The 13,652-nt window shown below is 43.5% G+C and carries 14 protein-coding genes and 1 pseudogene; 10 read left to right on the top strand and 5 right to left on the bottom strand.

Annotation, left to right across the window (positions count from 1 at the left end; all coding sequences use genetic code 11):
* The first annotated feature begins 227 nt into the window (after window positions 1-227).
* The 6 genes from BP97_RS0128265 (at window position 228) to BP97_RS0128235 (ending at window position 4,689) form a co-directional block, all read left to right on the top strand.
* Window positions 228-1,046 carry a GNAT family N-acetyltransferase gene (locus BP97_RS0128265; protein WP_028552121.1) on the top strand — a complete coding sequence of 273 codons (819 nt, stop codon included), beginning with the start codon at window positions 228-230 and terminating at the stop codon, window positions 1,044-1,046.
* 252 nt (window positions 1,047-1,298) lie between these two features.
* Window positions 1,299-1,676 carry a barstar family protein gene (locus tag BP97_RS39180; RefSeq protein ID WP_051621022.1) on the top strand — a complete coding sequence of 126 codons (378 nt, stop codon included), beginning with the start codon at window positions 1,299-1,301 and terminating at the stop codon, window positions 1,674-1,676.
* A gap of 408 nt (window positions 1,677-2,084) precedes the next feature.
* On the top strand, window positions 2,085-2,471 hold the full coding sequence (locus tag BP97_RS0128255) for a hypothetical protein (protein WP_028552120.1): 387 nt from the start codon (window positions 2,085-2,087) through the stop codon (window positions 2,469-2,471).
* Window positions 2,472-2,516: 45 nt separating this feature from the next.
* A complete protein-coding gene (locus tag BP97_RS0128250) occupies window positions 2,517-2,846 on the top strand; it encodes an immunity protein TriTu family protein (protein ID WP_028552119.1) in 330 nt (109 codons plus the stop codon).
* A gap of 481 nt (window positions 2,847-3,327) precedes the next feature.
* A complete protein-coding gene (locus BP97_RS0128240; protein WP_028552117.1) occupies window positions 3,328-3,750 on the top strand; it encodes an HIT family protein in 423 nt (140 codons plus the stop codon).
* Window positions 3,751-3,918: 168 nt separating this feature from the next.
* On the top strand, window positions 3,919-4,689 hold the full coding sequence (locus tag BP97_RS0128235; RefSeq protein WP_028552116.1) for a nucleotidyltransferase domain-containing protein: 771 nt from the start codon (window positions 3,919-3,921) through the stop codon (window positions 4,687-4,689).
* 135 nt (window positions 4,690-4,824) lie between these two features.
* Here BP97_RS0128235 and BP97_RS40395 read toward each other — a convergent pair whose 3' ends face one another.
* The 3 genes from BP97_RS40395 to BP97_RS0128220 form a co-directional block, all read right to left on the bottom strand.
* Complete coding sequence (locus BP97_RS40395) at window positions 4,825-4,995, bottom strand: hypothetical protein (RefSeq protein WP_156043372.1); 171 nt, start codon at window positions 4,993-4,995, stop codon at window positions 4,825-4,827.
* Between the two features lie 121 nt (window positions 4,996-5,116).
* A complete protein-coding gene (locus BP97_RS0128230) occupies window positions 5,117-5,722 on the bottom strand; it encodes a hypothetical protein (protein ID WP_028552115.1) in 606 nt (201 codons plus the stop codon).
* 397 nt (window positions 5,723-6,119) lie between these two features.
* Entirely contained in the window at window positions 6,120-6,641 is a 522-nt protein-coding gene (locus tag BP97_RS0128220) for a hypothetical protein (RefSeq protein WP_051621021.1), read from the bottom strand.
* Between the two features lie 1,173 nt (window positions 6,642-7,814).
* Here BP97_RS0128220 and BP97_RS0128210 point away from each other — a divergent pair.
* A complete protein-coding gene (locus BP97_RS0128210; RefSeq protein WP_028552112.1) occupies window positions 7,815-8,243 on the top strand; it encodes an SRPBCC family protein in 429 nt (142 codons plus the stop codon).
* A gap of 358 nt (window positions 8,244-8,601) precedes the next feature.
* On the opposite strand, the gene BP97_RS40795 is transcribed toward BP97_RS0128210, so the two are convergent.
* Window positions 8,602-9,783, bottom strand: a complete 1,182-nt coding sequence (locus BP97_RS40795) for an alpha-amylase family protein (protein WP_197035556.1) — start codon at window positions 9,781-9,783, stop codon at window positions 8,602-8,604.
* 165 nt (window positions 9,784-9,948) lie between these two features.
* Here BP97_RS40795 and BP97_RS40790 point away from each other — a divergent pair, with 165 nt between their 5' ends.
* Both BP97_RS40790 and BP97_RS0128200 read left to right on the top strand, forming a co-directional pair.
* Window positions 9,949-10,635, top strand: a complete 687-nt coding sequence (locus BP97_RS40790) for a hypothetical protein (protein ID WP_197035555.1) — start codon at window positions 9,949-9,951, stop codon at window positions 10,633-10,635.
* A gap of 358 nt (window positions 10,636-10,993) precedes the next feature.
* Complete coding sequence (locus BP97_RS0128200; protein WP_051621019.1) at window positions 10,994-11,794, top strand: AraC family transcriptional regulator; 801 nt, start codon at window positions 10,994-10,996, stop codon at window positions 11,792-11,794.
* A gap of 8 nt (window positions 11,795-11,802) precedes the next feature.
* Here the strand turns inward: BP97_RS0128200 and BP97_RS0128195 are convergent, their stop codons facing one another.
* Window positions 11,803-13,095 (bottom strand): ABC transporter substrate-binding protein, encoded by a 1,293-nt coding sequence (locus BP97_RS0128195; protein ID WP_028552110.1) that lies wholly within the window; start codon window positions 13,093-13,095, stop codon window positions 11,803-11,805.
* 377 nt (window positions 13,096-13,472) lie between these two features.
* Here BP97_RS0128195 and BP97_RS37690 point away from each other — a divergent pair.
* Window positions 13,473-13,652 (top strand): annotated as a pseudogene (locus BP97_RS37690) (IS110 family transposase); the annotation flags it as partial.

Raw genomic sequence — 13,652 nt, 5'->3', positions numbered from 1 at the left:
GTAAATTGGTGGGAAACCGTTAAACTAATGGTTACGAAAGCGTAATAACTAGGAAGCAGATCGCTGCGCGACAGCTCCTCCCCGTTTTTATTAAAATAACAGGCAGGATAGATTAATATATATTTTCTTTCCCTTCAAATAGTATTGAATTTAATGGTACTTTAATAGGGGGAACTTTCCCTAGAAAAATGTGTATAGGAGCTACAAATGTTATCAAAGGAGAAAAAATGTTAACGACACAACAAATAAAAGATATTGAAAAATTGCAAAAAGAGTGTGAAATTCATGATCATTTACAACTGAAGCTTAACTGGGAAATGCTTAGAGAACGCGAATCTGATCAGCTAGATTTTTATCATTATGAAAATGGCGAACTTGTAGCGTTTTTAGGTTTGTATGCATTTGGTTCTACAGTCGAAGCTTGCGGAATGGTGAAACCAAGTGAACGACGAAATGGGCATTTCCATCGATTGTTCCAACAAGGAATGGCAAAAGTCAAACAAACCGGGTACAAGAAAATCTTGTTGAACGCGCCTGCAGGATCAGATGCGGCAAAAGCTTTTTTGAGTAAACAAGGTGCTGAGTATGCATTCTCAGAGCATCAAATGGAGTGGCAAGAAAAGGCACTTGAAGAAACGGACGGTATTCTTCTGAGGCAAGCAACATTAGATGATTACGAAATGCGCGTACGATTATCCGTTACGGCGTTCGGGTTGGACGAAGAAGACGCCAGAGCGAGAGAAAGCAAGATCTTCGCGGATAACACTGATATGCTCATGATTGACGTAAGCGAAGGAACGGTAGGGAAAATTCGAGTGAGCCGAGAAGAGGGGCGAGCGTGGATTTATGGATTTTCCATTTTGCCAGAATATCAAGGCAAAGGAATAGGCAGAAAAGTGTTGCGCCGAATCATTAAAGAGCAAAGATCGGCGGGATATTCGGTACACTTAGAAGTCGAAACGAAAAACGACCACGCTCTAGGGTTATATAAATCGGTTGGATTTAAAACAATGCATTCTCAAGATTATTATAGGTGGATGAACTAATCGTATATCGTCGCAGATTTATGCTAAAACGATAGCTGATAAATGAATACCTCAGGCTTCTCAAATTATAAGATCACTGATATTATCTGTAAAAAAGAGGAATTTCATTGCGCTAACGGAGAACGATAACGACAGTAAGGGTCGAAATCTTTGCTGTGATAACTGCTCCTTATTTCTTTGAGCTAAAGAGTTTAGTTATTAAATTGTGATAGTATGAGGTAAACGTCTCTAGAGGAGAGGGATGATAAATATATGGTAAATACTTATACGCTTAATGGTGATAAAATATGGAGTCTTGAATCACTTTTTAAGGAATTTGCAATAGCGGTTAATGCTCCAAATAATTATTTTGGAACTAACCTAACGCAATTTGACGATTGTTTATTTGGGGGATTCGGGCTAGAAGCACCTTGTGTGATCATTTGGGAAAATCATGAGATATCGAAACAACACCTAGATTCTAAAAAGTTACTTGAATATTGCTCGGAAATTAGACAAAATGTGGAAATGATTTTAGCTGATAATGAACAAGATTATGACAAGGGTTACTTAGTCGAAGTGATTCAAAATTGCGATAATATTCTTAAACAAGGATTAGCCGGAGAATTAACACTATTTGAGATTACTTGAAGACTGTTACTGAAAGAGCGGCATTTAGTAAGACATGGATTGTAGATTTGGTACTAAAATAAAAATGAAACATTGAACTAACGGGTACGATAGTTTAATAATCAACTAAGACGCGGTTGCCGGCATGGATCGGCAGCCGCATTACGTTAACGGGCAGGATAATTTAAGTCTTGACGCATTACATCGTAATGGTTATTATTACCATAATGTTAGTGGAATGGGGTAATACAATGTATAATTTGATTTTGAAACAACCTCATCATCATGAGAGGCGTTAACAAATTCCTAAAGATTAGGGATGGGTTAACGCTCTTCGCGCTTCCCATCCTGCGACATACAACGCGCAGGACCCATGGGTTCTAGCGCGTTTTTTGTTTGCGAACCACGTAAATTAAGGAGGAGAAATTTTTGTACATTAGATATCATGGTAATTATTCTAGTCCCAAGACTAAACAATTTTATGGCATTTTTGTTGTTATTTATCACTTATTTCGTGACGATAAGCTTTCGGAAAGCGATAGCAAGCTTTACCTAGACACCAAAGAATGGTTCGAACAGAATTTGCCTAATCCGCCTTTCTACGATGATAACAATTCAGTAAATGCAGTAACATGGTTTAAGTATGGTAATAAGACGCCAGAGATGATGATCCACTTGGAGCCCTTCATTAATATTGCCAAGAAATATAACGTCGAAATAATTAAGTCCATTTCCAAAGAGCTTCCTGGCATACTTATTTATGAAGACGAATACCAAGTTGGAATTGTTCCTCGTTGCGCTAATGGAGAACGATAGTTTTAACAAACAACCAGGATGATGCTAGATGAAAGGGGAGGTAAAATGGTTCGAGATAAGTTTATGTTATGGGTGGAAACCAATAAGGGTGAGCTAGAGGATCTATTTATCTCTACCAAGTTTATAAAGCATACAACCCCTGAAAGTAGTGTTCCTAATCCTTCTACCGGCATAATTAACGAATCTGAGCAGTGTTTAGGTCAAGTTATCGTCTGGGAATCTACACAGATGGAATATGAGGTTGTTAACATTCAAACTGAGGAAATGATTTTATGGAGATATATTGAGAAGCTACCTGTAGAACCTAATTTTAATGAAATATTAACTGAGTATTTGTATATTATGCAAACTGGGTTGAATCCGACAAATCGTTGAACTAGCGGAAATGATAACTGTGAGGTGAAGCTAACGGGAGACGTTAGTTTAGCTATATTCCCCACGAGGCCCTCCACAAACATTTGAAGTAGGTTAAAAATTTTAACGCAAATTCATCTGAAATGAGGAGTTCTGTTGGAAGAAAATAAAAAAAAGGCATACTTGACGATCAATTATCAAGCGTTTTTAGATATTAAAATAGTGGTGAATTCAGTAAAGAAAACTTCAACCAAGTATTTCGAATCGCTCATGTTTTTCACAATCTTGCCTTGTTCATCATTGAAGATTTTGAAGGTTTTGACGAAGATGAGTTTTGGAGCAAAGTAAGAGGTCTTGAAAGGGATTTCGGATTAACTCATTACAAGACATTGTTTGAGAAAGCGTATAGAGACGAGTTAAGCTAACGGGCAGGATAGTTTAATAGGGTAATCGAATTATTATCTGTAAATAACAACAGAATCTTTTTTATCGGGGTCATGCTATGGAATGCTTGGGATGTAGGATTGCAAATGGAATTGAACCTAATTTGAATATATTATTTGAAAACGAACTAATTACTTGTGTACTTGATATTGCTCCATTTAATGAAGGGCACACACTAATCCTTCCTAAAAAACACTACTTGGATGTCGATGAAATCGACAAAGAAACTGCTTACAGCATAATGGACGCCTCTAAAATGCTGTCATCTGTCTTAAAATACTTATATAAACCAGATGGTATTAGAGTGAGTCAAGATGGTGGGAAATTCAACGATTTGACACATTATCACATGCATCTCATACCAAGATACGAAGGCGATGGTTTTACCTGGGGTGAACCGTTACATCCAGATGGTGCTGAAAACCGTTTGCCACAAACTAAGGAAAAAATCATTAAGGTTTTGAATGAACTATTAAGCTAACGGGTACGATAGTGCAGGAGCTGCTTCAATGCGGCTCCTTTTTTCTTTATTGAAGTAACGGGCAGGATAGTTGAATGTTTTCGCGAAAAACTTAAGTCATGACGAATTTTACGAAGTTCGCAAAAAAGACGTTAGCCGAAAGAAGTTCTTAGTTTAGGAGGAGTCTATATGATATTAGAAAAAGTTATAAATAGAATTGTAATACAAAGTGAATATAAGGATTTTGTTGATAAGTATATAGATAATATACTTACCGAATTTAAAGGTAAGATTCATAGCATTTATATGTGTGGCTCGATTCCAAAAGGAACTGCTAAACCTTTTAAGTCAGATGCAGACTTTACTATTGTATGTGTAAATCCCAAAGATATTGATTACGAAAGATTGTCAAATATTAAAGACAGGCTTTTGGAAGAATATCCAGTAGTAACTAAGATTGATACGACAATTTGCTCGATTGACGATGTATTAAGTAAACCAAATGAGTGGGGTTTTTGGGTAAAGATAATTTGTGTTTGCATATATGGTCATGACGTTGGTGAAAAAGTACCACCGATAATTATTTCTCCAGAGTTCATTTTAGACTTAAATACAGAGACCAAGAAGGAAGTAGATCGTAGACATAGTTTACTTTCTAATGCTAGTGATAACACAATGAAAAATAGATATATTAAAGGTTACTCTAAGAGATTAATTCGTGCATTATACTCTTTGGTTTTAGAAGATACAGGTGTATGGCAAGATGACATTATTAAGATGAAGAATGCCATATTAAACTATTGTGAGATTGACTCCGCTTTAGTTGATTATCTGTATGCTTGTTACTTGGATAGTAATAATGTACTTGTTGAAGAGTTTCTGGGAATTGCAGATGAAGTATATAGCTATTTTGAGAACGCGTTAAATGCAATGGCTGCTTCCAGAACTTCCTTCGACTAACACCATATTGACGCTTCGGGTCACTCTGAGAAGCGAGTGACCACATCCAGCCCCCTAAGCCCGTCAGGACGTCACTGCATTAGGTGTTCGGCAAGCCTCACAACTATAAGCAGCGACTCTAATTAAAACATAAGACTATTGAGCTAACGGGTACGATAGTTGTATCGTTCTAGGGAGCAGTTTGCTGTAGCAGCTGCTCTCTGTTTTCATTAAGCTAAAGGGCAGCGTAGTTGAACAAAGGTGAGGATGAAGAAGCTGCTCAATCGAATACATTTGCAGCAATACACCACAGATGGGCTTATTCATGATGAACTCGTTCACTCGCATTCAGCCCTTTAATTGTTTTAAATAATAGTTGATCATAATAAATAAACTGCACCTTTATGTGTGACCACAATTGGGGGTGCAGTTCGATCATCGCTCTTTTTTATTTTTGTTTCAATTGTTTGAGCATGGCTATCCAGATTCTCAGACCTGTCACCCACAGCGTCAGAGCAGAACCAAAACCGATAAAAGTAGACGTCGCAATCAGAGTTACATTATTAACAGTAGCATTCATTGGTAAAAAGAAAGTAATAATGCCTAAAATACTGAGCATTACACCTGTACCATAATAAAAATTTTCTCGAAACAATTGAGCTAAAGGAAAGAAATGGATACCGACAATGATTGCCATGATAGGAAAAAAGACTTCAAAATTATTGATGATGTTGCAAATCACACTTGCGATAAAGATAGCAAGACCTTCCAGACCAAAGATCAAACCAAATTTTCGATTTATTTTTCTCCAATGTTCTCTCTCTTCTGGTGTAACAGCAAAGTTCATGTTACGAGCTTTACCAAAAAGTGATATCGCACCGCTAAGTAAGATTAATGTCACAACACCTGAAAGAACAAGTGACCAAGGATCTCCAAGTCCATGTGAACCAATAATACCAATGGAAGCCCAAAGAGCCCCAAAAAAAGTCATGAACATCACACCATTTGCAGCACCAAAGACAGCAGCTTTCGGTAATTTTACTAATTTACTCATTATTTTGAAGACTCCTAGATCGAATTTATATCTCTATTTATCTAACCATCCTTCCCCCTAATTGTCTAGCAATTGTTAATCACTTCTTACCAGTTTGCAATAAAGGAGACAAACGCCAAACTTTCGACAAACAGATTGACGATAGCTTAGATATTTATACCCACAAGGCTACCATGGATTCGATCGGCGGCTTATTTCCGCTAAAGGGAACGATAATGAAATCGCCATATAGGAGGGGAATAATGCGGTTGCAGATTGTCGACATGTTTTCTGGCAGAATACAGGCCTGCATCTTGCAGGCTCTGCTATCTGGCCGCTGGAGTGTGTAAATGCAAGAAGGGGGTACCGCCACCGGTACGCCCCTTTTTGACCCTATCGGAACTGGGATGAAACAGGTTTAGTCCCAATACTTCACGGAACCGGATCCGCTGAAGCTTTCGTACACGTAAAATTCTGCCTTATTGTTGTCGCCGTCGACATAGTTGCTGATCCCCCGATAGATCAGCGTGTCACCAGGGTACAGTAAGTACTCATAGCCGGTCACGACTTCGTCCGCATTGCTGCCCGGATCGTATTCCCGCAGTTGATACCAGGCGCCGCCGCTCGGACCGCTTACAACCTGGAACTTAAAATCGCCGCCGCCGGAGTGAACGTAGTTGGTCGGGTTTTGCGAGGAAACCGTCGAGCGCTGACCGAGGTAATCCCACTCACCGGCTCCCATCGGGGTGACGATATTCCCGTTGGTGCGAATAATTGTGACGTTGGGAGTGGCACCAGCCGTTTTACCCACTGCTCTGGATTCCACTGCGGGTCCGTCGGCGAACGCCGTGGAGACGGGAACCGCCAATGCAAGCGTCAGGGCGGCCAGCGACGTGCGCAACCATTTGGCCTTCGTTTTGTTCTGATACTTCACAACCATCAACCATCCATCCTCTCAATTTGTTTTTTTATATGCCAGACAATGAAGCTACCAATTTATTACACAGTTTCGGTTACTTCGAATCAGAGACCATCAAATTGCTTCACAGAGGCATGTTCAGTTCTACAATGTGGTACCCCAACATTTCAGATTTGAGTAAAAATAAACGAGTTTATGCTATCGACTTAGAAGTGGGACATACAATGTCCATGGAAAATCCACAACTCACTAATAAACTCATCTTGGGTTTTTTCAACTAAACAGGTACGATAGTTCAATCTGAGCAGGGATCAGACCGCTGCGGTGCTGCTCCCTGTTTCATTAAAGCTACGGACAGTTTAGTTGAGATGTAAGACGCTGGAGTAATAATTAAGTAATAAAGATTGACTAATAATTATACAGAGGAGTTGATGTAATTCATGAAAGATCTCACATACCCTATCATTCGATTTTCATTATCAAGCTTGAAGGTTTGGAGAAACGAAGCCTTCATAACAGAGTTACTCCAGTCGATAAACAAGTTTGGCAAAGATTTCATTCCTCAAAACTACGATCGGTTTCAACCTCTTAAGAGAAAATATAATTCGGAAGATATAAACGAAGTGGTTGATCTATTCATGAACCGGGAGACTCTTGCTTGCATACAGGACTCTTCAATTCCTTCTATAGATGGCTCTCTTCTTATGGAGAAATGAAGAGGACATAAAATCAGTTATAATATCTCTTGGAAAAAAAGCAATATAGTTGGTTTCAATTTCTTTAGTATGAGAATTGATATTAACTTCCTGAGCTTCATTGGATCAACTTGTTTGGCAAGCCTTATTACGAGATCGAGATAAAGAAAACAAAGGTTCCGGATTTTGATTTCTCCGAAGTTATGTTTGATTCAAATCTTCCTATTGAACAACTAAAAATTATAAATATGTATAACAAATAATTAATCTTTTATGGGGTCAGTACTTATGTAATTGAACTAACGGGTACAAAAGTTGAATAGCCACCAAGACGAGCCAGCCGCGGAAACGATTGGTTGGCTCGTTTCGCTGTTGGGCAGGATAATAGAGCAAATAATTGCAATAACTGCAACATAGCAATCCAAAAGAAACTATTATATTCATCATATGTTATCATAAGCATCAAACATAAATTATAGCAGTTAGAAAGGAGTAAGGCATGGCAAATATCGAGCACTTGCAAACCGTACATGTTCCAGCATCGAAGGTGTATGAAACTTTAACCACCGCTGAGGGACTGTCGGAAATATGGACCAATGAACTCATTATTAATAATCAGATTGGCTTTATTAATGAATTTCGATTCGGTAGCAATGACATAACTAAGATGAGAATAGAGGAATTGATCACTAATAAAAAAGTCGTTTGGCAGTGTATAGATTCGGATCCAGAATGGATTGGTACGATTATTTCCTTTGATATTCAAGAGAAGAACGGGAAGTCTTTTATTACTTTGCGTCATACGAACTGGAAAGAAGTAACGCCATTTTATCGCTCCTGTAACTACAACTGGGCTATTTTTCTTTATAGTCTCAAATCCTATTGTGAAGATGGCGAAGGTATCCCCTATCAAAAACGTAAGTTTTAATAATTTATGTTATACTGCTCATTCCGCTAATGGGTACGATAACATAATAAGCAAGGAGCAGTTCAGAACAGCGAGTTATTGAAGAAACGGTATATCCGCATCGCTTTCAACATACCTATGCGCTCCACCTCCTTGATAACGGTGCCCCTCTGAATTTCACCCAAGTATAATAGGTCAATCAACCACGCAATTCTAGGCTCAGCTCTGCAACGAGCGCCGTAGAGAACTTTATCGACGATTTTTTTCCACTGATATAGAGGCGAAATCCTCTTTAAAATTCCGCCTCTATTCAACTATTCTAGGGTATCTGGAACGATTTTGAGCCTATTTCAGTCTGACTTTCTATCGTATAGCGAATTTAAGCCCCGCCAACTAGCCGATAGTTGACCCCCTCAAGGATTGGGAACCGGAACGCGCCGGTGATCGGCATGAAAGCGAAGTCGGTCCTCAAGCCGGAACCAGCCTCAATAACTTCCAGCGTCTCCGGATTCCAGCCCTCATTGTCATTCGTAATCAGGGAGGTTCGTTCGCCGTCGGGGTAGCGGAAGAGGTAGACGGACCCGTTCCCGGCTACCGGATATACCTCCGCAAAGAGCCGTTCGTCCGATAAGTCTCGGACGACGAGCACCCCCTTGCCGCCAATCCACACCGGAAGCTTATCCAGCGGCAGAGCGTAATCGGGCAGCACGGCAGGACCTTCGTACATTTGCCCGGTCTCATAATCGATCCAGGTGCCTTCGGGCAAATAAACATCCCGCGTCGTAACCTCGGCATAATCGCTCCCATAAGCCGGCGTCGCCAATAGGGAAGGGCCGAGCATCCATTCGTACTGCTTCGTCCTTTTATTAGCCAAGGCGTACGTATTACTATCCTCCGGGTAAGCAATCGGCAGAGGCGTCATCGTGTGCGGGTAGCCGGTTACATAGCTCTCCTGTGCCGCGCTGTACAAATAAGGCACCAAAGAGGAATGGAAGTCGCACGCCTTCTTAACCACCGCTTCATAGGCCTGATCGTTCAGCTTCCAAGGACCAAGCCCTACGGACATCGCCGGGAACACGGCTGCGAACATCGCATTCCGGACAAAATACAGCTTCTGATCCTCCGTCAGCGGAGCGTTCATGTATTTGCCCGCCACAATATCCGGATAGATGTTCGGGGCGCCGCTCGCTGCGTAATTCAAGCCGTTCAGGGCCGGACGGTCTTGATCGAAGCCGTACATCGTGTCCTCCAGGCGCAGAATGTCGCCGGGCACGGAATAAGCGCTGTTGCGTACCATTGTGAGATAGCCGGCCTCCATCTTTTTCACATTTGTTCCGTTGCACTTGGCATCGTTGCGAAGGACGAGCCCATCCTTCAGCATTGTATCCTCTTTGAAGCCGTCCGCCTCCCACAATCCGGCCAGAGCCAAGTACCATGCCACCGCCTCGGGCTTGCGGGCGTCGAGCAGATAGACCGCGCCTTTAGGAAATACAACCCGGAAGGTCAACGGCTTCCCTTCGGCATCGGAGACGAAATAGCCTCGTTCCAAGCCTTCCAGCACATAAGGGCCGTCATGCTCAGGCTCATAATTTCCGCCTTGCTCGTGCAGCGCCTTGAAGCTGATGCGCAGCCCCAGGATGAGCTTCAGTCCATGTGAGCGGAACCACGCTTTCAGCGCCTTCTGGTCCGGGTACCTGGGATTCGGGAGACCGTCGGTCCGGCCCTCTTGCCGCTGCTCGTCCCAGATCCCGAAGCTCGTCGTCGCTCCCTGTTCATTCGCCTTCCGGTCGCCCTTCCAGAAACCCGAGCCAATGACGCTCCACCTCAGCCGGTAGCCTCGGTCGAGAAAAGCTTGAAGATCGTCCAACACCGATTGCTGGTACGTATTCCATCCCAAAGAGCCGAACGCCTCATACCCAAGCTCGAAGAAGTCGATCTTTGGCCTCGCGTCTGCGTATCCCTCGCGAAGGCGGGCGTGCTTATAATCCCGGTAAATTTCCTGCATCGTGCCGATAAAATAATACAAACCATCCACCTCGCGCACTCCGGCCACACCCAAGGCATTCTCCGTTTCGTGGATTCGGACACGTTTTACACCGTCCTCGAACAGCACCTGCGCGAAGCCGGCTGCCGGGAAGACGGCAAAATTCGAGACGAAGCGCTTGCCGTCGCTAGCATTACAGAAGGCATCGTCAGAAAAGCCGAACAGATCCGCGGTGTCCCCGTAGCCTCCATGGTCGCCAAGACCGAAAACGGGCTGGAGGGGAGCAGTCCTAGATTCGATGACATACCGGCCTTCGGCCAGCGGAAAGACCTGCAGCTTAACGCAGCAAGGGAAAGGCTCTATCCGTACCTCGGCCTGATCGCCGTGACGGTTCCAGACAAGGAGGCGCACCTGGGTATCGTCGCTTGATATGTGCGAAGCGATCATCGCGTCATGAAGCCCTTCCCTGTCAGGAGAGGAGAACCGCAGGCCGGAATCTGGGTGTGCAGCTGCGATTATTGATCGTTCAGGACCGTGGAAAGAGAACCGGAAGCCAGTTTTATCGATGTACATGACATAACTGCTCGTGGTAATGACGAGTTCGTCGGGAGTTTCCTTCAAGGTGAAGCCTGTTACATTAAGCATGATTCTGGGATCCACATCCTTATTAAAATTTATCCTTTGTTTCAATATAGAGGAATTCCTTTCCTTTTAAAATGGACTGTATTAATATAAGTTTAATACAATATTTCAATTATCTAGTCGCCTGAGGGAGGGGCGGTCACCCGTGCAATGTTTATGGAATCTGAATCCCCGCATGAGCCAGTGTACATATTGGTTTCAGAAGCAGCAGTTTTCTTATAAAGAAGATATATATGACGAATGGGTCATATTTGCCGTGGAGGACGGCTCCTTTCACTATGAGATCGGTGATCAGGAGGGCATCGCATCGTTCGGCGACATCGTTATATGCCCGCCTGGCACGACGTTCTATCGGGATATCATTACACCGCTGTCGTTCTATTATATTCGGTTCCAATGGGTCGACGGCGGGGTCAGTCTTTTGCATTCTCATGAATCGATACCGGTAGGGAAGGTGAAGTTCAAGGATACACGGAGGCTCGCTTCGAATTACTTCCGGATGAAGAGCTTGGCCGGCTCTCCGGATCCTTTCTATTTGAGCTGGATTGCGGTGCACCTGCAAGACATTCTCTATTTGCATTATGCCGAGTCCATTCATTCGGAGCCCAAGGAAGATGTCCGCCGTGATCCTCTCATGGAGCGGGCATGTCGTTTAATCGAGCAGAAGGCGTACGAGGCGTTCAGCATGAAGGCGCTGTCCGATGAGCTGGGACTAACTCCTGTGCAGTTCACACGCCGGTTCCAATCTGCACAAGGCATGACCCCAAGCGATTACCTGACCGGTCTACGGCTGAAAAAGGCATGCACTCTTCTCATTACCGGCGGAGCGACTATCGAAGAGGTGGCGCATCAATGCGGCTACGAGAACGGCTATTACTTAAGCCGGCTGTTCTCGAAGAAATTGCTAATGAGCCCTTCAGCGTACCGAAGGACTCATCAGGTATAAGCTCACGATCATTGAGTGCTGCCCTGGATCATCTTGTTAATCTCTTCGTCGAGGCGGGAGAGCGCGGTATTGACATCGATCTTGCCCGTCATGTATTCGGTGAATTTGTCGCGAACCATGCTCTCGGCCTTTGACCGGTACTTGGACGCCACCGGATATTTTACCGGTTTGCTCTTAAAGATGCCCTGTACATTTTTTCCTTTCAGCACATCGCGCGATTTACCGAATTCGGTCTTGAACTTGGGATCCTTCAGCGGCGTGACGCGGCCCTTCCGGGCGCTCTCCAGCTGCACCGCATCCGAGACCGCCGTCTGGATAACCTGAAGCGCTTGCTCCTTGTGCTGGCTAGTCTTTGTAATCATCAGCATATTGACACTGGCGTTGCCATAAATGTTCGGCTTCTCCGGATAGCTCGGATACTGTACCATATCCCAGTTCAAGCCGTTCGCAGCAGCGAGCTCCAGGTCGTTAATGATGCTGAGATCGGTGTACATGGCAAGTAGCTTATCCTTGAGGAAAGAATCCTTCGGCGTCCCCTTTGGCTCGTTCCCGGGAATGGAGTAGAACGACTTCACCATCTCAAATACTTTTTTCCATTGATCATTATTCATGGTAGCCTTTTCGGTCTTCGGATCGACTACGGCGATGCCAAGCGGCTGGGATACCCAGATGACGCTGTTGCCCGGATCGAAGCCACGGATCTGCATACCGCTTGAATCCACACCGGTGACCTTCTTGGCGAGCTGCAGCACTTGATCCCAAGTCATGCCGTCGGTCGGGTAGGGCACCCCGAATTTATCGAAGATGTCCTTGTTGTAGTAGAGCGCGTGGTAATTCAGACTGAGCGGCAGCCCGTAGATTTCGTCATTCGCAGCTCCAATCTTGGAGTCTTCCAGAATGCTGGGGTCGAAGCGCCCCAGGTCGACGTTCATCTGCTTCAATAAGTGTGTCATGTCGTATAAAATGTCGAGGTCCTGATAGGAGGCAATTTTACCGTTGTAAGTGAGTATAATGTCCGGAGGCTGGCCGGCTATGATAAGCTCCTGCAGCATAGTCCCCTTTACCGCCTTGATGAACTCTACAGTGATGTTCGGATGATCCTTTTTCAATTGCTCTTGAATCTGTGTCATTAAATCTTCATCAAGCGTTGTATCCATGCTGATCTTGATCGTGACCGGCTCCGAGCTGGGAGCCGTGGTGCTGGCTGTATTCCCCGGTGTTGGCTTCTCATTGGAACAGCCTGCAATCATGATAGCGCTTACGGTAGTGGCGATAAAAAATGTTTTACACGGTTTCATCATAAGACCCCTCCGTTACATTTCATTAAGCATACTCTCTATTTCAATGTACACCATCCCAAATTACTTTAAAATGCACAATTTTAGCACTTGTCTTGCACACTGTTTCACGAGGCATAACAGGTTCAATAATATAGATCTAATCTATCCCTTGAGGTAATTTGGGTTGAGTGTATTAAACTAAAGGGTCCGATAGTTGAATCGTTCTAGGGAGCAGTTTGCTGTAGCAGCTGCTCCCTGTTTTCATTAAGCTAAATGGCAGCATTCCTATTATGAAGAAATACGAGGTTTGTGAAATAAAAAGACTCCTTGGTATGATGTTTAAGGATCCCAGAGCTGGCGAGCGAACGGATCTAAAAACAAGCCAAGGAGACTACAACATGCATTCTACTCAAGATGAAAGAATTAATCAAATCACTTTTTCTACCTTAATTATCGGAGTCGACATCGCAAAATTCAAACATGTGGCTCGTGCGCAAGACTACCGCGGAGTTGAGTTTGGGAAGCCAATAACGTTTGAGAATAACCGGGAGGGCTTCGAGGTATTCGTGAGTTGGTTT

It is taken from the genome of Paenibacillus sp. UNC451MF (genome assembly GCF_000686845.1).
Classification (GTDB): domain Bacteria; phylum Bacillota; class Bacilli; order Paenibacillales; family NBRC-103111; genus Paenibacillus_S.
This window is presented reverse-complemented; position numbering and strand designations above follow the sequence as displayed.

Coding starts and splice junctions, on each gene's coding strand:
- BP97_RS0128265 (WP_028552121.1), top strand. CDS start 228: ATGTTAACGACACAACAAATAAAAGATATTGAAAAATTGCAAAAAGAG.
- BP97_RS39180 (WP_051621022.1), top strand. CDS start 1,299: ATGGTAAATACTTATACGCTTAATGGTGATAAAATATGGAGTCTTGAA.
- BP97_RS0128250 (WP_028552119.1), top strand. CDS start 2,517: ATGGTTCGAGATAAGTTTATGTTATGGGTGGAAACCAATAAGGGTGAG.
- BP97_RS0128240 (WP_028552117.1), top strand. CDS start 3,328: ATGGAATGCTTGGGATGTAGGATTGCAAATGGAATTGAACCTAATTTG.
- BP97_RS0128235 (WP_028552116.1), top strand. CDS start 3,919: ATGATATTAGAAAAAGTTATAAATAGAATTGTAATACAAAGTGAATAT.
- BP97_RS40395 (WP_156043372.1), bottom strand. CDS start 4,995: ATGAATAAGCCCATCTGTGGTGTATTGCTGCAAATGTATTCGATTGAG.
- BP97_RS0128230 (WP_028552115.1), bottom strand. CDS start 5,722: ATGAGTAAATTAGTAAAATTACCGAAAGCTGCTGTCTTTGGTGCTGCA.
- BP97_RS0128220 (WP_051621021.1), bottom strand. CDS start 6,641: ATGGTTGTGAAGTATCAGAACAAAACGAAGGCCAAATGGTTGCGCACG.
- BP97_RS0128210 (WP_028552112.1), top strand. CDS start 7,815: ATGGCAAATATCGAGCACTTGCAAACCGTACATGTTCCAGCATCGAAG.
- BP97_RS0128195 (WP_028552110.1), bottom strand. CDS start 13,095: ATGATGAAACCGTGTAAAACATTTTTTATCGCCACTACCGTAAGCGCT.